The organism is Vibrio sp. Hep-1b-8, from assembly GCF_006124995.1.
Lineage (GTDB): Bacteria > Pseudomonadota > Gammaproteobacteria > Enterobacterales > Vibrionaceae > Vibrio.
In genome coordinates this window covers 1-26,846 of record NZ_QEWN01000143.1, presented here as the reverse complement: position 1 = coordinate 26,846, position 26,846 = coordinate 1, and the positions used below count along the sequence as shown (strand labels likewise).

The 26,846-nt window shown below is 45.4% G+C and carries 23 protein-coding genes; 17 read left to right on the top strand and 6 right to left on the bottom strand.

Going from position 1 to position 26,846, the window contains the following annotated elements:
• The first annotated feature begins 92 nt into the window (after positions 1 to 92).
• The 13 genes from DA100_RS20485 (at position 93) to tldD (ending at position 16,291) form a co-directional block, all read left to right on the top strand.
• Entirely contained in the window at positions 93 to 566 is a 474-nt protein-coding gene (locus DA100_RS20485) for a type II secretion system protein (RefSeq protein ID WP_138973828.1), read from the top strand.
• Positions 566 to 1,114: a prepilin-type N-terminal cleavage/methylation domain-containing protein gene (locus DA100_RS20480; protein ID WP_138973827.1), complete on the top strand. Its 549-nt coding sequence runs from the start codon at positions 566 to 568 to the stop codon at positions 1,112 to 1,114. Before DA100_RS20485 ends, DA100_RS20480 begins: the two co-directional genes overlap by 1 nt.
• Positions 1,114 to 1,839 carry a prepilin-type N-terminal cleavage/methylation domain-containing protein gene (locus DA100_RS20475; RefSeq protein WP_138973826.1) on the top strand — a complete coding sequence of 242 codons (726 nt, stop codon included), beginning with the start codon at positions 1,114 to 1,116 and terminating at the stop codon, positions 1,837 to 1,839. Before DA100_RS20480 ends, DA100_RS20475 begins: the two co-directional genes overlap by 1 nt.
• Positions 1,829 to 2,245 (top strand): MSHA biogenesis protein MshP, encoded by a 417-nt coding sequence (locus DA100_RS20470; protein WP_138973825.1) that lies wholly within the window; start codon positions 1,829 to 1,831, stop codon positions 2,243 to 2,245. The genes DA100_RS20475 and DA100_RS20470 overlap by 11 nt, the downstream gene beginning before the upstream one ends.
• Positions 2,245 to 5,457: a DUF6701 domain-containing protein gene (locus DA100_RS20465; RefSeq protein ID WP_240800980.1), complete on the top strand. Its 3,213-nt coding sequence runs from the start codon at positions 2,245 to 2,247 to the stop codon at positions 5,455 to 5,457. Before DA100_RS20470 ends, DA100_RS20465 begins: the two co-directional genes overlap by 1 nt.
• A 152-nt stretch (positions 5,458 to 5,609) precedes the next feature.
• Positions 5,610 to 6,653, top strand: coding sequence for a rod shape-determining protein (locus DA100_RS20460; RefSeq protein WP_004747218.1), 1,044 nt, complete (start codon positions 5,610 to 5,612; stop codon positions 6,651 to 6,653).
• 53 nt (positions 6,654 to 6,706) lie between these two features.
• On the top strand, positions 6,707 to 7,576 hold the full coding sequence (gene mreC, locus DA100_RS20455; protein WP_138973823.1) for a rod shape-determining protein MreC: 870 nt from the start codon (positions 6,707 to 6,709) through the stop codon (positions 7,574 to 7,576).
• 5 nt (positions 7,577 to 7,581) lie between these two features.
• Positions 7,582 to 8,070 (top strand): rod shape-determining protein MreD, encoded by a 489-nt coding sequence (mreD, locus tag DA100_RS20450; protein WP_138973822.1) that lies wholly within the window; start codon positions 7,582 to 7,584, stop codon positions 8,068 to 8,070.
• Between the two features lie 3 nt (positions 8,071 to 8,073).
• Positions 8,074 to 8,634 (top strand): Maf family protein, encoded by a 561-nt coding sequence (locus tag DA100_RS20445; RefSeq protein ID WP_138973821.1) that lies wholly within the window; start codon positions 8,074 to 8,076, stop codon positions 8,632 to 8,634.
• Positions 8,635 to 8,653: 19 nt separating this feature from the next.
• Positions 8,654 to 10,123 (top strand): ribonuclease G, encoded by a 1,470-nt coding sequence (gene rng / locus DA100_RS20440; RefSeq protein ID WP_138973820.1) that lies wholly within the window; start codon positions 8,654 to 8,656, stop codon positions 10,121 to 10,123.
• A gap of 9 nt (positions 10,124 to 10,132) precedes the next feature.
• The gene (locus DA100_RS20435) at positions 10,133 to 14,005 is read left to right on the top strand and encodes a YhdP family protein (protein ID WP_138973819.1); all 3,873 of its coding nucleotides are present in this window, start codon (positions 10,133 to 10,135) and stop codon (positions 14,003 to 14,005) included.
• A 12-nt stretch (positions 14,006 to 14,017) separates the two neighbouring features.
• Entirely contained in the window at positions 14,018 to 14,836 is an 819-nt protein-coding gene (locus tag DA100_RS20430; RefSeq protein ID WP_138973818.1) for a carbon-nitrogen hydrolase family protein, read from the top strand.
• Positions 14,837 to 14,845: 9 nt separating this feature from the next.
• A complete protein-coding gene (gene tldD / locus DA100_RS20425) occupies positions 14,846 to 16,291 on the top strand; it encodes a metalloprotease TldD (RefSeq protein ID WP_138973817.1) in 1,446 nt (481 codons plus the stop codon).
• 245 nt (positions 16,292 to 16,536) lie between these two features.
• On the opposite strand, the gene arcA is transcribed toward tldD, so the two are convergent.
• Positions 16,537 to 17,757, bottom strand: a complete 1,221-nt coding sequence (arcA, locus tag DA100_RS20420) for an arginine deiminase (RefSeq protein WP_138973816.1) — start codon at positions 17,755 to 17,757, stop codon at positions 16,537 to 16,539.
• A 566-nt stretch (positions 17,758 to 18,323) separates the two neighbouring features.
• Here arcA and rraB point away from each other — a divergent pair.
• The gene (gene rraB, locus DA100_RS20415; protein ID WP_138973815.1) at positions 18,324 to 18,740 is read left to right on the top strand and encodes a ribonuclease E inhibitor RraB; all 417 of its coding nucleotides are present in this window, start codon (positions 18,324 to 18,326) and stop codon (positions 18,738 to 18,740) included.
• Positions 18,741 to 18,874: 134 nt separating this feature from the next.
• A complete protein-coding gene (locus tag DA100_RS20410; protein ID WP_138973814.1) occupies positions 18,875 to 19,678 on the top strand; it encodes a hypothetical protein in 804 nt (267 codons plus the stop codon).
• Here the strand turns inward: DA100_RS20410 and DA100_RS20405 are convergent.
• The 5 genes from DA100_RS20405 to argR all read right to left on the bottom strand — a co-directional run bounded on the left by DA100_RS20405 (position 19,675) and on the right by argR (position 25,250).
• On the bottom strand, positions 19,675 to 20,067 hold the full coding sequence (locus DA100_RS20405) for a DUF2061 domain-containing protein (protein ID WP_138973813.1): 393 nt from the start codon (positions 20,065 to 20,067) through the stop codon (positions 19,675 to 19,677). The genes DA100_RS20410 and DA100_RS20405 overlap by 4 nt on opposite strands.
• A gap of 148 nt (positions 20,068 to 20,215) precedes the next feature.
• Positions 20,216 to 20,653, bottom strand: a complete 438-nt coding sequence (locus DA100_RS20400; protein ID WP_138973812.1) for a universal stress protein — start codon at positions 20,651 to 20,653, stop codon at positions 20,216 to 20,218.
• Positions 20,654 to 20,671: 18 nt separating this feature from the next.
• A complete protein-coding gene (locus DA100_RS20395) occupies positions 20,672 to 23,251 on the bottom strand; it encodes a TRAP transporter permease (protein WP_138973811.1) in 2,580 nt (859 codons plus the stop codon).
• Between the two features lie 227 nt (positions 23,252 to 23,478).
• The gene (locus DA100_RS20390; protein ID WP_138973810.1) at positions 23,479 to 24,447 is read right to left on the bottom strand and encodes a TAXI family TRAP transporter solute-binding subunit; all 969 of its coding nucleotides are present in this window, start codon (positions 24,445 to 24,447) and stop codon (positions 23,479 to 23,481) included.
• A gap of 332 nt (positions 24,448 to 24,779) precedes the next feature.
• Positions 24,780 to 25,250 carry a transcriptional regulator ArgR gene (argR, locus tag DA100_RS20385; RefSeq protein ID WP_138973809.1) on the bottom strand — a complete coding sequence of 157 codons (471 nt, stop codon included), beginning with the start codon at positions 25,248 to 25,250 and terminating at the stop codon, positions 24,780 to 24,782.
• 334 nt (positions 25,251 to 25,584) lie between these two features.
• Here argR and mdh point away from each other — a divergent pair, with 334 nt between their 5' ends.
• Positions 25,585 to 26,520, top strand: a complete 936-nt coding sequence (gene mdh / locus DA100_RS20380) for a malate dehydrogenase (RefSeq protein WP_138973808.1) — start codon at positions 25,585 to 25,587, stop codon at positions 26,518 to 26,520.
• Positions 26,521 to 26,616: 96 nt separating this feature from the next.
• Positions 26,617 to 26,808, top strand: a complete 192-nt coding sequence (locus DA100_RS20375; RefSeq protein ID WP_138971929.1) for a hypothetical protein — start codon at positions 26,617 to 26,619, stop codon at positions 26,806 to 26,808.
• The last annotated feature ends 38 nt before the right edge of the window (positions 26,809 to 26,846 follow it).

The window sequence follows — 26,846 nt, the reverse complement described above, 5'->3', positions numbered from 1 at the left end:
CTTTACACTCTCTTTCTTATCGGCCATTTGCTGCTTTTAGTATCACGCCAACTGATATACTCAAAATAACTGACACTTTCACGGTACTAGGCATGGTTAAGTCGAAGTTCGCTGGTTTTACATTAGTCGAGTTAATTGTCGTTATCCTGTTGATTGCGATTGTCTCCCTATATGCCGTTAGCCGCTACTCCGGTACCTCTGGCTTCTCTCCCTTTGTTGCTCAAGAGCAGGTAATTTCGGTTATTCGTCAGGTTCAGGTTAACCGCATGCAATCGAATATCGATATTGATGCTGTGGTTGGCAATAGCAACTTTTCCTTACGCTTATTGAACGACTGTATTGGCTCTCAAGCTGCCTGTGCAGCTCAAAATCAAAGTCGCAGTGATTGGGTGGTGATTGAAGACGTTACTTTTAGCTCTAATGTTGGCGATCTAGTCAATTTTGATCTGTTGGGGAGCCCGAGTGATGTTGTTGCTCCTGTCCTGATTGAAATGCGTTCTACAGATGGCACTTGTGCAGGGGTGGAAATAAATGCCATTGGTTACGTTTCGCCACGGGGGTGCTAATGAAGCGTAAACTTGGCTTTACCTTAATCGAGAGCATCATTGTGATTGTGGTGATGGGGCTGGCTATGGTGACTATCACCAGTTTTCTCGTGCCACAAATAACGCGTTCAGCAGCCCCTTACTACCAAACTAGAGCGGCGGCGTTGGGACAAAGTGTTATGTCCTCAATTTTGGCGCGTGGTTTCGATGAAAACAGCGATTTGAGCGGTGGCTTTGCTCGCTGTGATGAAGTCATTGTTGGCCAGCCGGTTGTCAGTTGTACCGCAGAGGACGACTTTGGTGCAGAGGAAGATGCGGGCGTTGATGCTGACGCCATTCGTCCACAGTTATATAACGATGTCGATGACTTTATTGGTTGTTGGCAGAAACAACCTGCCAACGGATGTCGTGATTTAGATTTGTTACTAGGAGATTCCAGCTACCGTAATTTCCGTTTGGATATTGAGGTGACTTATGCAGATGGAACCAGTTTAAAGAGAATTAATCTAGTGATTTCTGCCGCCGACCAGACTCCAGTGACCTTGGATGCTTATCGAGGTAACTATTGATGAAAGCCAAAGGTTTCACGTTAATTGAAATGGTGATCACCCTAATTGTTGGCGCGATTCTGGTGCTGGGTATTGCTGGCTTTGTTGAGCTGGGTGCGAGAGGCTATTCGGATACGGTCGAACGTCAGCGATTGCAAACTCAGGCGAAATTTATATTGGAGAAAATGTCGCGCGAGATTCGCCATGCGGTGCCTAATATGCTTAGTAGCAACAGCGTAATCGCACAGTCCACTAGTTGTATCTCTTTTTTTCCGATTCTGGACTCGGGTTATTATGCGGTTTCAGGGGACGATATTCAGTTTGTTATCGGTCAGCAAGGCGTCACTGCGGACGATCTGGGCCAACTGACTCTAGTCATTAATCCTACCGAAGCAAATCCGACGAACAATGTGTTTCCACTGAACAATGTCACTAGCAGCAACGATACCTTTTTAATTCCAGATGCCGCGTCTTCTTTAGTTGGCAATTCAGTGTCGAATCGTCATTACATCTATAATCCTAATGGTCGCGTCGATTACTGTTTGGCTGGTGGTCAACTGCGCAGAGCGGTGAATGGTAATAATGATTTACCCTTATCAGACACCGACGTAGATGGAACGCTCGATTACATTCCTGCAACCGTTCAGACCAATGGCATTGTTGATGTTGATATCACGTTTAACAATGCGCAGGGAGACGAAGCGAGTAACTTTCAGCAGCAGATACAGGTGCTAAATGTTCCGTAAAAAACAGCAAGGCAGTTTATATATAGTGATTATTTTTGTGCTTGTTGTGATGGGGTTTCTGGCAACAAGCCTTAGCCGTATTAGCTGGTCAAATAGTGATAGTCACTCGAAGGATGTGATAGGGATGCAGGCAGCGCTGTTAGCGCACTCTGGCAACGAGTGGGCGCTAAAAGAGATTTATGATATTGCAGGCGCAGATTCAGTGGCCAATCAATGTGCAGCGATAGATGGGACGGCGATAAATCTTCAAACCACGGTCAGTTGCCAGAGTGTTGAGGTAAGTTGTCAGGCAAGAGGTGGACAACTTGCGGATGGAACTCAAATGTATGTGGTGACCTCAGTAGCAAATTGTGGAACAGGGATAAATCAAATGCAGCGTAGCCAGCAGGTATGGGTTAGGGAGTGATGATGAGAGTAGTTCAACTGTTACTTGCAAGTATTATGCTGATGTTGTTTTCTGGTATCTCTTACGCTGCATGTAAATATCAGGGAAATAAAGACTTTACAGTATCTTCTACTGTGGTTGCTTCTAATGATAAACAGAGCTTTTTCCTTAAGCAAGGAAGCCATGGCTACACAATATGGTACACGCAGGACGAAGAGGCCTCCAACAGGTACATATTCAATGAGCAAGATCTTGTTACTGGTGAAACTTATCAGATAAGGATTGTTAGTGATTATGACAGTTCAGATAAGCAAAGCGAACTCACTTATTATCGTAATGACGGTAATGGCTGGCGGTTTATCGAAACCAAAAAAGAAACCCTTGAGAATGGTAGCCACACCCCGGTTCCTTCTGATGGTGTGAGTGATGTTGAGTGTGCTGAAGGAGTGAACCCTCCACCAGTAGAAATTGATATATGTGATTACGTACCGGAAGGCTTACAAAGTAATTTCTATTCGTCGACTCCCGCTCCGAGTGGTTCACTACTGGTTACTCCATTTGTTGGAACTCGGATCTACCCAACCAGTAATGATCCACAATTCTCTTTCTTATCGGTTACCCAGCTTAATGATTTATGTGAATATCCAAATGGATCAGTTGCGGTTTGTACGTATGATTCATCCAAAACATATAAGACCCTACCCGTCCCTACGGGGGACTATTCAGCAGGCAATAATGACCTTACCTGTGAAACTAACGATGAGTGTTCATTATCGAGTGGTTATTACAAAGATATTATTATTAAAGAAAACGCTAAGCTTGTTTTGAGCGGAGGCGAGTACTGGTTTAATGAGCTTAAGTTTGCAGAAGAAGATGCGCAGCTTGAAGTAATTGCTGAGAGCGTAGTTCATTACAAAAAAATCTATTTTGAAAAGCCGGGCGTTAAAATTAATCAGGGTGGAGATAGTTACAATCTGCTCCTAATTGGTCATGGTAAAGATTCAGCGGTAAAAATTCCGTCATTTGGTGAAAATGGCAATTATCAGCTGAACGCTTTTTTCTATATCGATCCAGATGCAACAATCGACTCTAGTGGTTTTATTATCAATGGTAGCAATAACGAGATTCGAGGGGGCATAACAGCGCATAGTATTGCTATCAGTGGAGCCAATAACAAAATTTATCCAATGAGCTGCAGTGAACCTGCAGTGGAGGTCTCACAAATCGTCATCAAACCCTACAACTATCATCTAACCTGCGAGATTGGGGATGACCAGATTGTTGAGGTCCATGTTTTGGATAGCGATGGCAATTATCTTTCAGGTTATCAACCGTCTTTAATTCAGGAAAATGGCAATAACCTGAGCATTAATTTTATTGCTGAAGCAAATGGTATTGCTCAATATCGAGTAACCACCTTACCAACCTCCACTGTCGGAGACTATGATCTGAAAGCGAGCCTCACGACAGAGGGGCAGACGTTTGAAGATACGGATCAGATCAAGTATGTGCCGTATAAATTTGAGGTCGCAGATCAGTATGTGATTGCGGGTCAGAACAATCAGGCGAGTGTCGATGTAAAAGCGTGTAGTAATAGTGGCCAGTTGATCACATTAGGTTATACCGGAAGCCCTACGGCGAGTTTTTCCTACCAAAGACCCTCTTCCGCCTCGGTTGATACGAATGATTTCACTTTTAGTGCCCAACTAACAGACTCGAATCGTAACGCTGATTTTACCTTTAAAGAGTCTGGTCATATTCGAGTGACGATGACCGATAACAGCTTTGTCTGTGATGATGGCCGTTGCCCCGTAGAAGGCGGTGCATTACAAGGCCAGTTTGATGTCTACTCGCGACCATGGAAAATCGCAATGTGTAATGTGGCTGAGGTGAATAATAGCTCAAACCTCAACCCAGCAACCACAACAGGCAGTCCCGGTTTTATGGCGTCTGGTGATGATTTTACTGTGAGCTATGTTCCCATTGTGCATGTTGACGCTAGAGGCAGTGCGTCTGAGCAATGCGACTACCCTCAGACAGGCAATTATGGCTTGGATAATGGTCCACTTAATGTGACTTATCGTGCCATCTACCCGACGGCATCGGCAGTCAGCGGTATAGTCACACCCAGTACAATTCCCGCTTTCGATAGTAGTAACCTAACGAGACAACTGACTCACAATTGGAATGAGGTTGGTACTGTCCAGTTTACGACAGGGGCAACTTACCTAACGATGGATCTTGATGCTGATCAGCTGGAAATCGGTCGTTTTTATCCTAAGTTCTTCAATGTCGTCAATACCCCTAGTTGGGATTACCCAGGCAACCAGTCTTTCGCCTATATGAATCAGCCGTTTAACGGTGTGTCCTTTGATGTCGAAGCGTTAAACGCTCAGGAACAGGCAGTGCAAAACTATGCTAGCTTTGATTCTGATTTAACGGCGGGCTTTGTTCTGTTCGAGCCAGATTTTACCGAGCGATTTAACTCGCCCACACCGAGCAAACAGTGGGCACTCACATCACAACGTAGTATTGGTACTTTCACATTGGACGATGCTGCACCTTCGACTGATTGCGAAAGTGAACTGTGCTGGGAAAAGGCGCCAGCGGCAGATGGCTACCAAGATGGTCCATTTAATGGTGCAACTGGCACTGCATCAAATATCTCGATAACTGACACCGGAGTATCAAATAGAGATCCTGTCGATTATCCAACACCAGCAGAAGGTGAAGATGATCCTCGCGTGCTGACACTGCAACCGGATATTCGTTTTGGACGAATAGAGCTGGATAGTGTTGGTGGAACGGTTAGCTCTGAACTGCCAATTCCACTGCGCGTGGAGTTCTGGGATGGCAGTCGCTTTATTACCAACACCGAAGATAGCTCCACAGAGGTGGATGGCAGTAACGATGCAGACGAGAATCGCAATATCTGGGTTGAGCCTAATCAAACCGCTTTTGAGGTTACCTTAGGTGATGGTGGTCAAATAGCCGGTGGCCAATCTCGAACCATAACTGCCACTCATGCCTCAGATGTTCGCCAGCAGACGCAGGTATGGTTAGAGCTGGACAATGCCAGCAATCAGCTACCTTGGTTGCGTTTTCGTTGGCAAGATGCCAATCGGGCAGAAATAAATGGTGAGGAGGATCCTTCTTCGGTAGTGACGTTCGGAATTTATCGAGGAAATGATCGGGTGATCTTCAGAGGTGAACCGGGCTTAACTGGGCAGTAATTTCTGTGTTTTTTTTGCCCATCGTTAGGAATCTGTTAGAAATTGCGTGTTTCAGCCCATGTTTACACTTCAATGCCTTGCTGTAGCGGCAAGGCATTGGTACATTTAGTGCAATTTTCTATCTTATAATTCTTTCAGGACGAGCGAAGAATATGTTCAAAAAACTTCGTGGCATATTTTCAAATGACCTATCTATCGATTTAGGTACTGCCAACACTCTTATCTACGTTAAAGGACAGGGCATCGTCCTAGACGAGCCTTCTGTCGTTGCAATTCGTCAAGACCGCAACCGTGCGGGCAAAAGTGTCGCTGCTGTCGGACACGCCGCAAAGCAGATGCTAGGCCGTACTCCAGGTAACATCTCTGCAATCCGTCCAATGAAAGATGGCGTTATCGCTGATTTCTACGTGACAGAAAAAATGCTTCAGCACTTTATTAAACAAGTGCATGACAATAGCGTACTAAAACCAAGCCCACGTGTACTTGTTTGTGTCCCTTGTGGCTCAACTCAAGTAGAGCGTCGTGCAATCCGTGAATCTGCGCTAGGTGCAGGTGCTCGAGAAGTTTATCTAATTGACGAACCTATGGCAGCAGCGATTGGTGCAGGTCTACGCGTTTCTGAGCCAACGGGTTCAATGGTGGTCGATATCGGTGGTGGTACGACGGAAGTTGCGGTTATCTCACTAAATGGCGTGGTTTACTCTTCGTCAGTGCGTATTGGTGGTGACCGTTTCGATGAAGCGATCATCAACTATGTGCGTCGTAACTACGGTAGCTTGATTGGTGAAGCAACCGCAGAGAAGATCAAACATGAAATCGGTTCTGCTTATCCAGGTGATGAGGTTGAAGAGATCGAAGTTCGTGGTCGTAACCTAGCAGAGGGTGTGCCGCGTAGCTTTAGCCTAAACTCCAATGAGATTCTTGAAGCACTTCAAGAGCCACTAACAGGTATTGTTTCTGCAGTAATGGTTGCACTTGAGCAATGTCCACCAGAGCTTGCTTCTGATATCTCAGAAAACGGTATGGTACTAACGGGCGGTGGTGCGTTACTTAAAGATCTTGATCGTCTTCTGACTGAAGAAACAGGTATCCCTGTTGTTATCGCAGAAGATCCACTAACGTGTGTTGCGCGTGGTGGTGGTAAAGCTCTTGAAATGATCGATATGCACGGCGGCGATCTGTTTAGCGAAGAATAATTGATTGATCTTGGCGTTACGCCAAGATTGGCAAGATAAGGATCTCATATTCTATGAAGCCTATTTTTGGCCGGGGACCTTCACTTCAGCTACGTCTGTTTTTTGCCGTCATTCTATCAGCCAGCCTAATGCTGGCTGATAGTCGTTTAGGCGCATTTGCCCACGTACGTTATCTGCTCAATAGTGTAGTAGCCCCAATCCAATATTTAGCGGATGTTCCTCGCGTAATGTTTGATGGCGCTTATGAGCGTTTTAACATCCGTCAAGATTATATGGAAAGCACTCGTACGCTTAAGCGCGAGGTGTTACGCCTTAAAAACGATCTACTGCTGCTTGATCAGTATCGTGAAGAAAACCAGCGATTACGAAAGCTACTGGGTTCATCATTTATTCGAGATGAACGCAAAGTGGTGACCGAAGTCATGGCGGTTGATACCTCGCCATATCGTCATCAAGTGGTGATAGATAAAGGTCAGATTGACGGTGTTTATGTCGGACAACCAGTCGCTAATGAAAAAGGCATCGTAGGTCAAGTCACCTTCGTGTCGGCTCACAACAGCCGAGTGTTGCTGTTGACTGATAGCCTTAGCGCCATTCCTGTGCAAGTGATTCGCAATGATATTCGAGTTATCGCCTCGGGCAATGGTAAGTCAGATCGTATCAATCTCGATCACATCCCAATCAGTTTAGATATTGAAGAGGGTGATCTATTAGTGACATCGGGTTTAGGTGGCATTTATCCAGAAGGCTTCCCTGTGGCACATGTTGCCGAGGTTGAGCGAGATACTGCTCGTGAATTTGCTGTGATTGAAGCGGAGCCTGTGGTCGACTTTGAACGCTTACGTTACTTGCTATTGATATGGCCGAATGATTCTCGTCAGGAGAAGATCCAACAAGTACTGCCTGAGAATTTGGAGGAGTAATACCAATGGCGAATAGTGTTCTAAAAGGTAAGCTTGTCATTGCTTGCTCTTTCTTAATCGCATTGACGCTCCAGACCATTCCTTGGCCTGGTATGCTTGACCTACTACGCCCATCTTGGTTGCTGTTAGTAGCTTGCTATTGGGTTTTGGCTCTGCCTCATAGAGTGAATGTCGGCAGTGCTCTGATTTTGGGTCTTCTATGGGACTTGTTGCTCGGCTCAACGCTAGGAATTCGCGGTATGATGATCTCTATCGTGGTCTATCTGGTGGCGTTGAACTTCCTTGTGATTCGCAACATGGCTCTTTGGCAGCAAGCCATTTTAATTGGCATTATGTCGATGGTCTTAGATGTACTGATCTTCTGTGGTGAGTATTTGATTCAGGATGTAACGTTTAATCCCGTTTCTCTTTGGAGTGGTTTGATTAACTGCATACTCTGGCCATGGATGTTCCTCTTAATGCGTCGCGTTAGACGCCATTGGCATATACGATAATAAATGAATACATCACTGATTTTGGCCTCAGGCTCGCCGAGACGCAAAGAGCTGCTTGCACAGTTAGGCTACTCATTTTCTGTTGTTGTTACCGACGTAGAAGAGTGTCTTAAGACAGGAGAAAGTGCACAGCAATACGTCGCGCGGCTGTCTAAAGATAAGGCTATGGCTGCGGCTAAGCTTGAACCAGAATCAGTGGTGATTGGCTCTGATACCATCGTTGTTTGTGACGATATGGTATTGGAAAAGCCGCATGACTTGGCGCATGCTAAACAAATGTTATTGATGCTTTCTGGACGAGCGCATCAGGTGATGACAGCGGTGACTGTCGCAACACAAGAGATTCAAGAAACTGTAGTGGTCTCTACAGACGTATGGTTTAAAACCCTGTCAGAACAAGAAATAGAACAATATTGGCAAACGGGTGAACCGTGCGATAAAGCTGGTAGTTATGGTATTCAAGGAATTGGTGGGCGATTTGTAACGCGTATAGAAGGAAGTTACTACGCGGTGGTGGGCCTGCCTCTTTATGAAACCGACCAGCTCTTGCAAAAATTTTTATAATTTATTTTGAGGTGCGCTCATGAGTGCAGAGTTGCTTATCAACGTGACCCCGAGTGAAACTCGAGTGGCCATGATTGAAGGGGGAACCCTACAAGAAATCCATGTTGAACGTGAAGCAAAACGCGGAATTGTCGGAAACATCTATAAAGGCAAAGTGAGCCGAGTCCTACCGGGCATGCAGGCTGCATTTGTTGATATCGGCTTAGAGAAAGCGGCCTTTCTTCATGCTTCGGATATCGTACCACATACTGAGTGCGTTGCTGAAAATGAGAAGCAGCAGTTTCAGGTTCGTGATATTTCTGAATTGGTACGCCAAGGTCAGGACATTGTCGTTCAAGTGGTAAAAGATCCTCTCGGGACAAAAGGTGCTCGCCTAACGACCGACATTACTCTGCCGTCGCGTTACCTAGTCTTTATGCCTGGGGCGAGCCATGTTGGAGTATCGCAGCGAATTGAGAGTGAAGAAGAACGCAATCGACTGAAAAAAGTGGTCGGTCACTACTGTGATGAAAACGGCGGTTTTATCATTCGTACGGCGGCTGAAGGTGCGGATGAAAAAGAGCTCTCCCAAGATGCAGCTTTCCTGAAGCGTCTATGGTCAAAAGTCATGGAACGTCGCAGTAAGTACAAAACACGTTCGACGCTCTATGGCGAACTTGGTCTTTCTCAACGTATCTTACGTGATTTTGTCGGCACTGAGCTTAACAAAATCTTGGTCGACTCCCGTATAGAATTCGAGAATCTCAAAGAGTTCACTTCGGAATATGTCCCTGAATTAACCGAAAAGCTAGAGCTGTACGAAGGCGACAAACCCATCTTTGATATGTATGACACCGAGAATGAAATTCAACGCTCTCTTGAGCGTAAAGTGGATTTAAAATCAGGTGGTTATCTGATCATTGATCAAACTGAAGCCATGACAACGGTGGATATCAACACGGGTGCGTTCGTTGGGCGACGCAATCTCGAAGAGACGATTTTCAACACCAATATCGAAGCGACTCAGGCGATTGCGCGTCAACTTAGATTACGTAATCTTGGCGGGATTATTATTATCGATTTCATCGATATGGCGTCAGATGAGCATCGCAACCGTGTTCTTACATCTTTGGAAGCCGCGCTAAACAAAGATCGTGTCAAAACCAATATCAATGGTTTTACTCAGCTTGGATTGGTTGAAATGACCCGTAAGCGTACTCGCGAAAGCATTGAGCACATCTTGTGTTCTTCGTGCCCTACGTGTGAAGGTCGTGGCAGCGTTAAAACTGTTGAGTCTGTATGTTATGAGATCCTACGTGAAATTACTCGCGTCAATCGTGCTTACGATGCGGATAAGTTTGTTGTCTACGCATCCCCAGCCGTTGCAGATACCTTACATGGTGATGAGTCTCACGCATTGGCAGAGCTTGAAGTCTTTATTGGTAAAGAAGTAAAAATTCAGGCAGAACCTTTGTACATTCAAGAACAATTCGATGTCGTAATGATGTAAAGGTTGTTTGTGAGCTCAACTACCACTCGCCTGCTTAGAATATTGCTTTGGTTCACTGTAACGGTATTAGTGTTTTTAGCGATTACCGTTACAGTGCTGCGTATAACCTTACCTCAACTCAACCATTTCCAACCGCAAATTCAGGCTTGGATCAATCAGGGCTCAGGACTTGATTTCGAAGTGTCTGATTTACATGGTTTTTGGCGAAACTCGCACCCTTCGATATCCCTGAAAGGGGTCAAGGCCAATACGCCTGAGAGCAGTGGTATTCATTTTTCAGCAGATACTGTTGAAGTTGAACTGGATCTATTCCAGTCACTGATTCAGAGAGAGCCAGTCGTTGCTGAGCTCAAAATCTATCAACTTAATCTTGATATCACATCGGTTGAGTGGGCGAATACTGAGCAATCGCCGGAATTGAAGCCTCAAGGCGAGCAGAAAGGGGTATTGGAGCAGCTAGACAAACTCCTTCTACGCCAGCTCGACAGTTTCTCTCTAACTCAATCGAAAATTGATTTTCTCGGTATTGATGGAACGCCTCGCACGCTAGCGATCGCTAAACTGAAATGGCAAAACAGTGGCCGTCAGCACTTAGCGGATGGCGAAATCAGTTTGGCTAATAGTGAACTCAATTCTGCGCAAGTTAGAGCCGATTTTGTTGATTTTGGCTCGCTGATTGATGTGAGTGGTGAGTTCTATGTATCTGCTCAAAACGTCTTAGTGACGCCTTGGTTAACAAAGTATCTTAAGACTGAAACGGGTATTGAAAAAGGCCAACTGAGTTTTAGTAGCTGGTTAACGTTGGAACGAAGCCAACCACTCAATGCCTATGTTGAACTGGAATCTTCTGAATTAAGTTGGAAGGAAGGGCAACGGCATGAGCTGTGGATTGAATCTGGAGTTCTTGAGTTAGAACCTAAGTCAGATGGTTGGCAAGTTAATGCTCACTCACTCAATCTGAGTACAGATGACAAGCAGTGGCCTGTGCTTGATGCAGCCTTTGACTGGCAACCTGATCAGTGGCGATTGAACGTATCTCAACTGGATATTTCGGCTATTACCCCATTAGTTAAACTCGCGCCGGACTCTAAAACCACCACAGAGTTACTTCAGAAGTTATCTTTGGGTGGTTTAATTGAAGATGTGCGAGTGTCTATGGGGGAATCAATAGATTCGCTGAAGTATTCGGCACAGCTATCTCAAGGCACCATGTCACAATGGGAGTTGCTGCCGGGTATTCACCATCTGTCGGCATCGATTTCTGGTACCCCAACTCAAGCTAAGGCGAGCGTTAACTTAATCGACGATGTTTTACCTTATGGTGAAGTGTTTCAAGCCCCGTTAAATATCAAGCAAGGACAGGTTGATATTGTATGGCAAAAAGACGACACGGGGTGGCGTCTATGGGCAGATAAAGTCACTGCGGCGACGCCTGATTTACAAGTTCTTGGCGCGTTTCGTCTTGATTTTCCAGATAACAAAAGCCCGTTTCTTTCCTTCTATGCTGAGGCCAATCTTTTCAATGCGGGTGAAACCTGGCGTTATTTGCCTACATTAGCATTGGGATATGAACTTACAGACTATCTCAGCACCGCCATCCAAGGTGGTAAAGTCAATGCGGCGAAGTTGCTATGGTATGGGGAGCTTGCTGACTTCCCGTATAAAAATAATGACGGTATGTTTCAGGCTTGGGTAGGACTCAAACAAGCAAAATTCAGTTTTGATACGGCGTGGCCACCAATTACCGATCTTCAGCTTGATCTGTTGTTTCAAAACGACGCAATGTACCTAGATTCACGAAGTGCAACCCTGATGGATGTGACGGCCAAACGCATTACTGGTCGTATTCCAGAATTAGCCGAAGGTGGGCATATAGAGATCGAAGCACAGGCTATCGCACAAGGGAATGCGGTCAGAGATTATATGACGGCATCTCCGCTAGTGGATTCAGTTGGCGCAGCGTTAACAGCGATTCAGGTTGATGGCAAAGTGGAATCCAGTTTCCAGCTTAATATCCCGTTTAGTGCCGATAAGGAAGCAAGAGCTTGGGGATACGCCGAGCTTGCCGAAAATTACGTCACCATTGAATCACCACCGATGACATTAGAAGCGGTTTCGGGAAGGGTAGAATTTGACAACGATGTTGTCAGTGCTGCTGGTTTATCCGCCGATATACTCACTCAGCCCGTTTCAATTGATTTTCGTGGGGAGAACATTGCTCAAGGGTATGGTGTAGCGATTAATGTGGTTGGTGACTGGGATGTAGAACCTCTGACTCCTTATCTTGGCAACCGCTGGCTTGATCCTCTGGAAGGTCATGCGCCTTGGCAGATGGATATCGACATTCAGCTTAATGACATTGGTTTCACTTATCAGATAGATACTGAAGCCGATCTAAAATCGATTACCAGTCATTTTCCCGCGCCTTTAGCGAAAGCAAGCGGAATGGCAGGCAAAGGACGACTACAAGCGTCGGGTAACCAAGAAAGCATTACGGCTCGTGTACAATTGCCAAACTTTAAATATCAAGCCGAAATTGATATTCGACCAGACACGCCTGTGTTGACCGATACGAATCTTGTTTTAGGCAAAGGTAGCTTCAAAATTAGTCCGGTTGCTGGACATCAGGCTCAGATCAGGCTTAACAAGCTAGATCTCGACCAATGGATTGATCGACTGGCGAGTGAGCAAGGGCCTTCAGAAGCCGTGTTGGCACAGATGAATACGCCCCAAATTCCCCTACCCGCTAGAATTGATATTGATGCCAAGGAGCTGACTTTAGCGGGTATTGAGTGGAACGATGTCGATTTCTCGGCGAAGAGAAAAGGGCTTGGTTGGTACATGAGTTTAGATAGTCAGGAGGCAAAAGGTGAAGCATCTTATCTTGAGCCGTATGACTTATCGGTTTCACTCCAGCGTCTGCATGTTTACGTTCCTAAATTGGATTCTGCCGAGTACAAAGATAAAACCATGTTTGACAGTGACGCTCAGCAAGCGCCGTTGATCAGCCATTTTGATCGAACCTTCCACCAGCAAGTACCGAATATCACTCTCGCCATCAATGATTTTTGGCTCCAAGGGTATAAAGTCGGTAAGACTCACCTCGATTTGCAGCGACAGGGCGAGAAGTTGGAGTGGAAGAAGCTGACTTTCGAAAGCGGCAGCAATAAGGTCGACATGAAAGGATGGTGGCAGTTGAACGATACCCTAAGCCATACTCGTTTCGATGTGTCGATGTCTGGTGAAAACAACAGTGATGTTATGGAGCGATTTGGTATCTCTTCAGGCATCCAAAAGGCACCGTTTGAGCTCAATGCTAAGGTCGAGTGGGATGGTTCTCCTTGGTCAGGTAAAATTGATACCCTCAAAGGTGAAGTTAACACCAAACTGGGTAAAGGCACGATTTCCGATGTCAGTGGTGCCGCGCGTTTATTGGGCTTGTTCAGTCTTGATTCGATCATTCGTAAAATGCAGCTCGACTTTAGTGATGTTTTTGACAAAGGTATGGCATTTAACTCCATCACGGGCAGTGGTTCTATCCGTAACGGTGTGTTCTTAACAAACGATATCAAGATGGATGCGGTAGCGGGTGAGATGACGATTAAAGGCCTCGCTAACCTCAATACTAGAACCGTGGATGCTGAGGTGAATTTCACTCCTGACATTACCTCCGGTATTCCGGTGTTAACTGCCTTCGCGGTCACACCGCAAACAGCACTTTATGTCTTGGCGATTACGACAGTTATCTCTCCTGTGGTCGAAGTATTTACTCAGGTTAACTATGAGGTAAAAGGCCCGTTAGACGCCCCTATAGTTAAAGAATTGTCACGTAGTAAAGGGGAATTTAAACTCCCTGAAACGCTAAGAGAAGCGATCAAGTAAGGATTTTTGCTCATGGAACGAGTCGGACTCATTCAAATGACATCAGGGCCTAACCCACAGCAGAATATGGCCTATATTCAACAACAGGTGGGTGAGTTGGCGCGTGCAGGGGCTAAATTGATAGTCACTCCGGAAAACGCTCTGGTGTTTGGTAGCCGTAGTGACTACCACCAACATGCGGAGCCATTAGGGGAAGGAACTATCCAGCACTTCCTTGCTCAGTTAGCGCGTGACAATAACGTTTGGCTGTTGATTGGAAGCATGCCAATCAAGCGTGATGTGGGGGTTACAACAACCTCATTACTGTTTGATCCAAACGGAATACGAGTTGCTGATTATGACAAACTACACATGTTTGATGTAGATGTCGCCGATGGACACAAGCGTTACCGCGAGTCAGAAACCTTCACGCCGGGAGAACGAATTGTCTCCTATCAAGCACCGTTTGCCCACCTAGGGTTGACTATCTGCTATGATGTTCGTTTTCCAACCTTATACAGCGAACTGGCTAGATCTGGAGCTAACCTTATTTTTGTTCCTGCGGCTTTTACTGCAGTAACAGGGAAAGCACACTGGGAAATATTGCTACGAGCACGTGCTATTGAAACCCAATCTTGGCTAGTCGCAGTAAATCAAGTCGGAACACACCCGTGTGGACGTGAAACTTGGGGCCACTCGATGGTTATTTCACCTTGGGGAGAGGTTATGAGTAGCCTTTCTGATCAAGCCGATAATTTATTGGTCGATATCGACCTAACTCAAGTAGAAGAATTAAGAGCAGCGATGCCAGTAGCTCAGCATGCTCGATTCAGCAATCAGTTACAACATTAAGAGCAAAGTATGACCATAAATCACGTAGAAGACGCGTTGTTAAAGACCGCCGGGCTCAGCGAACAAGATATTGCTGATACATTGTCGAGCATAGCAACTCGCCAAATTGATTATGCCGATATCTATTTTCAATCGAGTTGGCATGAATCGCTTGTTCTTGAAGATAGCATTATTAAAGATGGCTCGTTCAATATTGACCGTGGTGTCGGCGTTCGTGCAGTAACTGGAGAAAAGACAGGTTTTGCGTACTCTGACCAAATTCACTTGGAAGGTCTTAAGCAGAGTGCAATCGCTGCTCGCGGAATTGCTCAGCAAGGACAGAGCGGCCGTGTACAAGCATTTACGTGCAGTGATAATCAAGATTATTATGCGGCTGTAAACCCACTGGAAAGTTGGGAAAAAGAGCAGAAAACGCAGTTGTTGAAAGAGCTGGATGCTTATATTCGAACTAAGGAACCGTTAATCAAAGAGGTTTCTGTGAGCCTCAGCGGTGTTCATGAGCAGATGCTGGTGGCGGCAACCGATGGCACTTATGCAGGGGATATTCGTCCGCTTGTACGTTTATCTATTAGCGTTCTGGCCCAAAAAGGTGACCGTCGCGAGCGTGGTAGCTCTGGCGGTGGTGGTCGTTTTGGCTACGACTTCTTCCTCACTGAAACTGACGGTGCAAAAGTCGCTTATCAGTATGCTGATGAAGCGATTCGCATGGCTCTCGTTAATCTAGAAGCCGATGCAGCTCCAGCAGGAACAATGCCAGTTGTGCTCGGCTCTGGTTGGCCGGGTGTGTTGCTCCATGAAGCGGTAGGGCATGGTTTAGAAGGTGACTTCAACCGTAAAGAATCTTCGGTCTTTAGTGGCAAGATTGGTGAAAAGGTGACATCAAACCTTTGTACGATCGTTGATGATGGCACATTAAAAGACTTACGTGGCTCTTTGAATGTTGATGATGAAGGCGTGAATGGTCAATACAACACACTGATTGAAAATGGCGTACTAAAAGGCTATATGCAGGACAAGCTTAACGCGCGTCTGATGGGGGTGAATCCTACCGGTAATGGCCGTCGTGAATCGTACGCTCACCTACCAATGCCGCGTATGACCAACACTTACATGCTGCCGGGTCAGCATACTCCGGAAGAGATTATCTCAACGGTTAAGAAAGGTCTTTACGCACCGAACTTTGGCGGTGGTCAGGTCGATATCACGTCTGGTAAGTTTGTTTTCTCTGCTTCAGAAGCCTACTTGATTGAAGACGGTAAGATTACTCGTCCAGTAAAAGGCGCGACACTTATCGGCTCAGGTATCGAAGCGATGCAACAAGTCTCTATGGTCGGTAATGACCTAAGTATCGACCGAGGTGTAGGTATCTGTGGTAAAGCTGGTCAAAGCGTACCTGTCGGTGTTGGCCAGCCAACATTGAAATTGGATTCAATTACAGTGGGTGGTACGGAGTAGAAATCGAGTACGCATTGCTTCGAGTACCTAGAGCGGACTTCGTCCTTCTAGAGGTAGCGGTGGTAAGTGAGACAAAAATTGAAGGCAGTGATATTTTTTTAGGAGTTAATTGCCTGAATGTAAAAGTAAAGGGTTGACACTTTGTGTCAACCCTTTAAATTTTCGGAACTCGGAACTCGGAACTCGGAACTCGGAACTCGGAACTCGGAACTCGGAACTCGGAACTCGGAACTCGGAACTCGGAACTAGATCCCGTCACGCTCGATAGGGCAACTCATACAACGCGCACCACCACGTCCGCGACCAAGCTCGTTGCCCGGAATAGTCAGAACTTCGATGCCTGCTTTGTCGTACTTCTCATTGGTGTAAACATTGCGTTCGTAGCCGATCACAACCCCTGGTTTGACCGTCAGTACGTTGTTGGCATCATTCCACTGCTCACGCTCCGCTTCGTAACTGTCACCACCAGTAGTGATGATTTTCAGGTAATCGAGCCCAAGAGCTTGTTCAATAGCGTGGATAAAGCTTGGCACTTTTTCGACCTTCATATCACCGTGATCTTTTGGTGTCAGGCGCCAAGTATTGAGATCCTTACGCATGATCTCTGGGTAGACTGAGAAGGTATCGATATCCATATGCGTCATGACTGTATCAAGGTGCATACAAGAGCGGTGCTTAGGCAGTTCAATCGCGATCACTTCTTTTGCCTGACCATGCTTAAACAGGTTCGCTGCGAGGTTTTCAACGCCCTGTGCAGTCGTTCGCTCAGACATACCAATCAGAACCGCACCTTTACCAATAACCAGAACGTCACCACCTTCAATGTTCGCGTTGTCGTAGTGAAGATCTTCATCGCCAAAGTATTTAATGAAGTCCTGACCTGCGAACACAGGGTGCCAGCGATAAATCGCGCGCAAATGGTTAGTTTCACGTTGGCGTGCTGGTTTCATCATTGGGTTAAGAGAAACGCCACCGTAAACCCAGCATGAGGTATCACGAGTAAATAGGTGGTTTGGCAGAGGTTCGATCACAAAGTCCAGCGGACGATGCATACGCGGCAGCATAGAGGCTGACTGGATAGGAAGCTCTGAATAAGCTAAGCCACCTAGCAGTACTGTTGCTAAGTGATCGTTGTCCATATCTGAAAGATAGTTGCGTAAGTCCTTGGCAAAAGTCGGACCGTAACGGAAATCAGAAATTTGAGTGTTAAGTAACCAGATCTTAGCTTCTTCTACAGCTAGGGTTTCTACAAGTAAGTCGTGTAGTAGTAGAACTTCTACTCCCTGAGAGGTTAGCGTTTGGGCAAATTTATCATGCTCTTCCCCTGCTGCTTCTACAGCGAGAACGTCATCAAATAGTAGTTCATGACAGTTTGATGGGGTGAGGTGTGTGAGTGCTCGTTCCGGACGGTTTAACAGTACTCGTCTTAATTGACCAACTTCTGAGCCTACGTACAACTTACTCATTTTGTATCCTTACATTTAATTTCAGAGCGTATTTATGACAAGTTTGTTATAAACATGCAAGTTATGAAATTGGTCTAAAATGCCTGGTAAAACTTATTTGTTAGGTTTTTATATTGTGTTTGCATTTAATTTTGGCGTTTTAATTTGTTGTTAGGGTTGGAGTAGGAGGCAGAAAGAGTGCGTTGCTATGCGTTATCCTCAGTTGGTATAAATGCGGATTATTTGACCTGCAAAGCATAGCTATTCACATTTCCGTAAATGGGATCTGATTGGCTATGTTTTTATGCAAACTGGATAGGAGTGTGGATATGCAGCAAGGGGTCATAAAAACGCATAAAGGACTTAATGCTGAGTTTAGTCGTCGACAGATAGATAATTCTGAATCAACTAAGTGATAAAAAATTGTTAATTTGCAATCTTGTGAGGTCGATCTTACTTGAACCCGATGTGCTGACAGCAGAAAGATCTGGATCCTGCCATATTCCGGGTAGTAATTTTTTCGGATCCATGCGATATTTCGTCGCTGTTAATTACGATCAACTTTGTCACTATCTGGAGCACGAAATATGTCTCACGAAGATGAATATCTATCTGTCGAAGAATTAATTGAGATTCAAAAGGAAGAGACTCGCGGAATCATCCAAGCCCTGCTAGAAGATGGCAGTGATCCAGATGCTCTGTATGAAATTGAGCACCACCTATTTGCTGAAGACTTCAACACCCTAGAAAAAGCTGTTGTTGAAGCGTTCAAAATGGGTTTTGAAGTGCTTGAAGCAGAAGAAACAGAAGACGAAGATGGCAACAAGCTACTATGCTGCGATGCGACAATGGAATCAGCGTTAAATGCTGAAGCTATAGACGCGCAAGTTGAAAAACTGGTTCATCTCGCTGAGAAGTACGACATCATCTACGATGGTTGGGGGACTTACTATGAAGGTGAAGACGCACTTTACCCTGATGAAGATGACGACGACGAAGAGTAATCTCTGACATCGCACCGAATTTAAATACCAGCCACTAGGCTGGTATTTTTGTTTTGTCTCAAAGGCTGAGTATCTTTTGCCTGTTGATTCGCATTATAATCAGGCAACTTTGATCTAGGACAATATTTGCACCGATGAAACTCTCCCTTGCAGGCCTTTGGCAAGTTTCCCCACTGACTGATTTATCTATTCCACAAGATGACATCACGTTTCCAGCCCCTTTAAGTCAGGTTTTACCTAACACCTTATCGGAAGAAGACATTGCGGAGCAGGAATGGCACTTGATGCACGATATTGAAGTTGATGAAACAATGCTGAACTTCCCATCGGTAGACTTGATCATAGCAGGTGTTGATTATCACGCTGAAGTGCGCCTCAATGGTGTTGCAGTCTTCGATTGTGATAAATCTCAGCCAGTCTACAAAAAAGATATTCGTCCTTATCTGCAAATGGGTCGTAACCGTTTTGAAATTCTGTTTCTTCAAGACGAAGACGATTGGTTACTCGATGAAGAAGGCAGCAATGATCTTTGCCATTTAGGGGTCATTGACACACACAAATTTGATGAACGCATTGGCATCTGGAAGGAACCGTATTTGCAGTTCATTCGCAATGTCCGTTTGGAACATGTGACCACTGAACAGATTTGGCATCACGGAGGAGGTTGTGAGTTTTTGGTTGATCTGCACTACAAAACCTATTTGCCTGGCTTAGTATCCGCATCGGTGAAGTTTAACGGCATGACGTATAACCTGCCCATTGACGTGCGTGATAACCATGCGAGCGCACTGTTTCAAATTGAAGCCCCTATTTATGCCGATAGCGTTGCTCCAAAACTTGAGGATCTTTATTTGCTCGAGGTGACGCTAGACGGCCAAACCCAACGCTTTCACGTTGGGCTGAGTAAAGAGATGTGTGTATCCCACTATCCGCTTTAGGCGTGACTGCAATGCCAGTTAAGGGTAGCTTCCTGTTTGCGCTGCCACACCTTCTCATGGAAGTAGTAAGCGAAGGTATTAATGGTTGGCTCTATTGAGGCCATGATACCTCCAACAAATGCATCCCCAGTCATTACATACACCACACCAAATGCGGCACTAAAATGCACAACTGCAAAACTGGTTGTCTTGATTTTTGCTGAGCGCGCAAAAGATTTCAGTAACTGGCTTTTTGTCCAGATCTGCTCGTGAAAATAGAAAGCGACAGTGTTTACTGAAGGCTCGATCATCGCGATCAGGCTACCGATGATCAGATCACCTGTCAGCAGGTATGCCACTGTAAATGCAATCGTAAAGTGAAGAGATGCGAATGTTAGTGTCTTTTTCATCTTGATAGCTCGATGTTGTTGTCGATGGAGCTATTATTGATAACTATTCTCATTAATTAAATTGACTTGTTCCGATATATTTAATAGGAAAAACCTATTAAAAAAGGGTGCCAATACGGCACCCTTTTGAAACACATAGCCAAGGTTGTTAGCCTTGTGGTTTTACTACCAATACATTGATCGGGGAGTTTTGAACCACTTTACTTGCGACAGAGCCAAGTACGACTTTGTCGATCTTCGAGCGTTTGTGGCTTGGCATGACGATAAGATCGGCACCAAGTTTCTCTGCGAAATCAAGAATGGTTGAGTAAGGCTTACCTTCCGCAACATGGACTTTGTAGACGATATCTTCAGAGATGTGCTCTACCGCGAACTTTTTGAGCTGATTTTCAACGTCGGCTTTCATTTTTAGTGCAGCATCTTTAGGGAAGTAGCTAGCCACCATTGACATGTGAATACCAGGCAATACATTCAAAAGGTGAACCACCGCATTTGAGTGTTTTGCGTGCCAAATAGCAAGCTCGACAGCTTTATCGGAAAAGCCTTTGTCGTTCAGATCGACAGGAACAAGAATTTGCTTATACATTATTGATTCTCTTCATTGTTACGCGCTCAGCTGTTCCTTTCGAGCTCGTCGTTTTTGGTTTAATGCAAGACCAATTAAGAGGATCAGTGCAGGTACGAACACCCACTCTTTCATTGGTCGATCAGCGGCCACGACAACCGAAGTTATCTCCCAGTCGAAATCGATCCCAGCCGCTTCAGCAGGGCTACCAAACTCAACCATATCAACAACCATGCGGCTGTCGGTGTTGTTGAGCATCAAGCCCATCGAACTGATTCTCTCATCGGCGGTGGTGGCATTATCTTCAAATGGAAGACGTACCGTTTTCGAAATGAAATCACCCTCAAGGTTTTCACCCGATACGATCAGTTCAATACTTTCGCCAACATTCAACTGCTCGGTAATTTGAGAAATTTCAGTACCTGGGTAAAGTTCTTTAGCTGGGTAAATCTGATCCCACCAATAACCCGGACGGAAGAAAGTAAAGGTTAGGAAAAGCAGCAGCACAGTCTCCCACCATTTGTTCTTGGTAAACCACCAGCCTTGTGTTGCCGCTGAGAATATCAGCATTGCTATCACAGACGATATGATCGTAAGCAATAAATGCCACCAACTATCAATTCCCATCAATAATAGCTGGGTATTGAAGATGAACATAAATGGTAAGATTGCTGTACGAATATCGTAGGTGAAACCTTGGATACCGGTTCGAATCGGGTCTGACTTTGCTATTGCAGCAGCAGCGAAAGCCGCTAAGCCCACTGGTGGAGTATCATCTGCCAGAATACCGAAGTAGAACACAAATAGATGGACAGCAATCAGTGGAATGATGAAGCCACTTTGAGCGCCTAACGTCACGATCACGGGAGCCATCAGAGTTGAAACAACAATGTAGTTTGCTGTTGTTGGTAGACCCATACCTAAGATCAAGCTGATCACTGCGGTGAACACCAGCATCATGATGATATTGCCGCCAGAGATAAACTCGACAAAGTCAGTCATTACCAGACCGATCCCCGTCAGTGTTACGACGCCAACAACGGTACCCGCTGCCGCTGTCGCGACACCGATACCGATCATGTTACGTGCACCTGAGACCAGACTTTCGGCAAGATCAATAAAACCGACTTTAGTCTGCTCAGCCACGTCGCCCTCTTTCGATAATACGGCGATTAGCGGACGTTGAGTGATCAAGATAAAGATCATAAATACCGTCGCCCAAAACGCCGATAGACCCGGAGAGAAACGCTCAACGGTTAAACACCAAACTAATACAACGATAGGAAGTAGGTAGTGCAAACCTGATTTGATGGTAGGCCCTGGATCTGGAACTTCCGTTAGTTCAGCATCAATCTCGATCGCCCCTTCTTTCGCATAACTTGCAGATATCTTCACTAAAGCCACATAAGCAATCAGAAGTGCAACAGTGACAATTGGTGTTGCGGCATCACCAAATACATCTTTAGTCCAGCCAACACCGTAATAGACAGCCCCACTGATCACACAAAGACCTAAGATGGTGCCAGTAAAAGAAAGTAGGCTATTAATAAATTTAGTCGTATGACGACGAGGCAGACCAGTCATGCCCGCTTTACAAGCTTCAAGGTGAACAATGTAAATTAGAGCAATGTATGAGATCAGAGCAGGAAGAATGGCTGCTTTAATCACTTCAACATACGAAATGCCCACATACTCAACCATTAGAAACGCAGCCGCACCCATGATCGGTGGTGTCAGCTGACCGTTGGTTGAAGCCGCTACTTCAACAGCGCCTGCTTTAGTGCCTGGGAAGCCCACGCGCTTCATCAAAGGAATAGTGAAAGTACCAGTTGTTACTACGTTGGCAATGGATGAACCAGATACCAGACCAGACAGACCTGAAGCGACGACTGCTGCTTTAGCCGGACCGCCTTTCATATGACCAAGCAGAGAGAAGGCCACTTTAATAAAGTATGCACCGGCACCTGCACGTTCTAGCATCGCGCCAAACAGTACAAACAGGAATACGAATGAGGTTGAAACACCCAGTGCGACACCGAATACACCTTCCGTCGTTAACCATAGGTGTGACATTGCTTTGTTAAGGCTAGCACCTTTGTGAGCAATAACGTCCGGCATGTGAGGGCCGCCAAAGGTGTAGAGCAGGAATACGGCTGCTACTACCATCAGTGGTGGACCAAGCGCGCGACGGGTTGCTTCTAGCAGTAGCAGCATACCAGACACTGCGATGACAATATCAAATGTCGTTGGCGCACCTGAGCGGTTAGCGAGCTCAGTATAGAAAATATAGATGTAGGCAGCTGAGAAACTACCAGCCAACGCGAGTAACCAGTCGACGACAGGAATGCGGTCACGCGGCGAATTCTTCATTGCTGGGTAGGCTGTAAACGCAAGGAAAACAGCGAACATCAAATGGATAGATCGTGCTTCAGTATCGTTGAGTACGCCAAAATCGAAAATGAACGGCAGAGGGGATGCGTACCAAAGTTGGAACAGTGACCAACATAGCGGCACAAACCATAGGATGCGACCTGACAGTCCAGCAGGAGCACGCGCACCAGTATCGGATTGAGCTACCATTTCTTGCACATCTTGAGACGGAGTTGTTGTCTTCGACATGTACTTAATCCTTATTATAAATGGTCCGTATATTTATGATTATGAGAACCTTTATTTAGCATCTTTCATTGTAGTGAAAAGATGAAATATTGCTCAGTAGTTTGGTTTCTTAGGTATAAAACGGGGCAGAGTTTCAAGATGGTGAAACTCAAAGATAGAGTCTAGTGCTGAGACTAGTTCGAGTATTAACCAAGGAGGCATGGGCCCCCTTGGCCATCAAAGAGTGCTTACTTAAGTAGGCCGATCTCTTTGTAGTACTTCTCTGCACCTGGGTGTAGAGGGATAGAAAGACCAGCTTGAACCATGTCTTCTTTCTTCAGGTTAGCAAACGCAGGGTGTAGACGTTTGAACGTGTCGAAGTTTTCGAATACAGATTTTGCAACGTTGTAAGCCACTTCATCTGAAACTGCTGTTGAAGTAACCATAGTTGCTGCAACACCAAAGCTGTTTACGTCTTTGTCTGTACCACGGTACATGCCAGCAGGAACTGTGCTGTATGCATAGTAAGGGTTGTTTGCAACGATTTCATCGATCTTCGCACCAGTTGCTGAAATGAGTTTCGCATCACATGAAGTTGTTGCTTCTTTGATAGATCCATTTGGGTGACCAACTACGTATACGAACGCGTCGATCTTGTTGTCACAAAGAGCTTGGGAACGCTCAGAACCTTTAAGTTCAGAAGCCAGTTTGAAGTCTTCGTTAGTCCAATCCATTGCTTCCATAACCACGCCCATAGTTGCGCGGTCACCAGAGCCTGGGTTACCAATGTTTACACGCTTACCTTTAAGGTCAGTAACATTTTCAATACCAGCATCGCTACGAGCGATGATGTTGAATGGTTCTGTGTGTAGAGAGAATACAGCACGTAGCTCTTTGTACGGGCCTTGCTCAGCAAACTTACTTGTACCGTTGTAGCCATGGTACTGCCAGTCAGACTGAACGATACCGAAGTCTAGTTCACCAGCACGCATAGTGTTTACGTTGTAAATAGAACCACCAGTTGATTCTACAGAACAACGGATGTTGTGTTCTTTACGGCCTTTGTTGACTAGCTTACAGATAGCACCACCAGTTGGGTAGTAAACACCCGTTACAGAGCCAGTACCAATAGTGATGAACTCTTGAGCGTTAACTGCGCCAGCGCCCATAACAGCAGCTGCAATCGCACCAACTTTAATAAGTTTGTTCAATGCCATGAATTTCCCTTCCTTTATTCATTATTAACCCTAAGCAATTGTAGTTGCTGTGGGAGTTTCCTATAAACGGAAACGGCACCTTTTCCAATCCGTATGTTGAAAAAGCGGCTGAATAATATCAAAAAATTGGCACATAATTACACGATTGTTAAAGAATATAGACAATATGTCTAGTTGTTCTAACAGTGTTTAGTGAATATTTCGAGATTAAAATCTTTTAAAATCATCGAGTTATACTCCGGCCTAAACCAAAGTATGATTTATTTAAGATGTGATCTAAATCACGCCGCTAAATTGGCGGCGCGATTTATATTTTGCTGTTTTATATGAAACTAGCCTGTGTATTCAAACAGATCGCACACAGAGGCAAAGAGTTGCTCTGTACTAATTGATAACGTTGGCGTAATGAAGATGGTATCGTCCCCAGCGACAACACCTAAAATGCCTTCTGATTTGCCCAGTGAATCGAGTAAGCGAGCAATTAACTGAGCGGCCCCCGGGCCTGTGTGAATCACAACGAGTGCATTGTTGTGGTCGATATCTAAAACCAGCTCACGCAAAGAGCTTGAAACTGTAGGCACACCAAGCTCGGCTGGAAGGCAGTAAACCATTTCCATTTTTGCATTGCGAGTACGTACAGCACCGAACTTAGTCAGCATGCGTGATACTTTTGACTGGTTGATATTCTCAAACCCTTCGTTTTTAAGAGCTTCCACAATGTCGCCTTGGGAGCCAAAACGTTCTTCTTTTAGCAGGGCTTTGAAAGCGCGAACGAGGTTATCTTGTTTTTCTGAATGGCGCATGGTTCTCTTTCTATGTTGGTGAATATAAAAAGCAAGTGAATATTCTCGCATAGCTATGCACATAGTGCCAACTTCAAGCCCAATTTCTGTCTAGCATATCACTGTAAACTTCAAGGTTATTTTCCGTAGCAATGCCTCTTAAATCTTTGTCATCAAAGGTAAAGCAGATCATAATAGCCGCAATGTGTGTAGCACGCTTTAGTCGCATTGCGCAAGGTCGCAAAGCTGACGTTAATTGATTGTAATCAGGTTGTGATTGGTTTAGCTTGAACGCAGCTGATTTTAAATCGCCCTACAAAACATATATAAGAGAATCTTCTCAAGGAGAACTACGATGAAAGTAGCTGTTATTGGTGCCGCTGGTGGCATCGGTCAAGCCCTAGCCCTTCTACTTAAAAACCGCCTTCCTGCTGGTACAGATCTCGCTCTGTATGATATTGCGCCTGTGACTCCGGGTGTTGCAGCAGATCTAAGCCACATCCCAACACCAGTATCAATCAAAGGTTATGCTGGTGAAGATCCAACGCCTGCACTCGAAGGTGCCGACGTTGTACTGATCTCTGCGGGTGTGGCACGTAAGCCTGGTATGGACCGTGCGGATCTATTTAACGTAAACGCGGGCATCGTGAAGTCTCTTGCTCAACGCATCGCAGATGTATGTCCAAAAGCAATGGTTGGTATCATTACTAACCCTGTAAATACCACTGTGCCAATTGCAGCTGAAGTTCTTAAGCAAGCTGGTGTTTACGACAAGCGTCGTCTTTTCGGTGTAACTACGCTTGACGTAATTCGTTCAGAAACGTTTGTTGCTGAGCTGAAAGACAAAGATCCAGGCCAAGTACGTGTACCCGTTATCGGTGGTCACTCAGGTGTTACGATTCTTCCTCTACTGTCTCAAGTTGAGGGTGTTGAGTTTACGGCTGAAGAAGTTGAAGCTCTGACTAAGCGTATCCAAAACGCGGGTACTGAAGTTGTTGAAGCTAAAGCGGGTGGCGGTAGTGCGACTCTATCTATGGGTCAAGCGGCATGTCGTTTTGGTCTTGCTCTTGTTAAAGCACTTCAAGGTGAAGAAGTTGTTGAGTACGCATACGTTGAAGGTGATGGCGAGCACGCACCATTCTTCGCACAGCCAGTGAAACTAGGCAAAGACGGTGTAGAAGAAGTACTAAGCTACGGTGAGTTGAGTGACTTCGAGAAATCTGCACTAGATGGCATGCTTGAAACACTTAACGGCGACATCCAAACGGGTGTTGACTTTGTAAACAAGTAATCCAATTTGAATAATGATAAAGCCGACTTTCGAGTCGGCTTTTTTGATCCTTTTGTTTTTCCTGCTGTACTTACTGAGTAGCAGAGGAGAAAAAAGATGGATATTAGGGAGCTAGAAAAGGGCATGCTAGTTGAATGCCGTCAGGGAGTTGGAGTCGTGGTCGAGACGGATGAAAGTACGCATGCGGTCGTGATCGAAGATCGAAGCTCACATCAAAAGTTTGAAGTTGATGTTGAGGATTTGATTGATGAGCCTCAGCTTCATCATGGATGTGAACGTTACTATTAGCGAAAACAAAAAAGCGAGCATTAGAGCTCGCTTTTTTG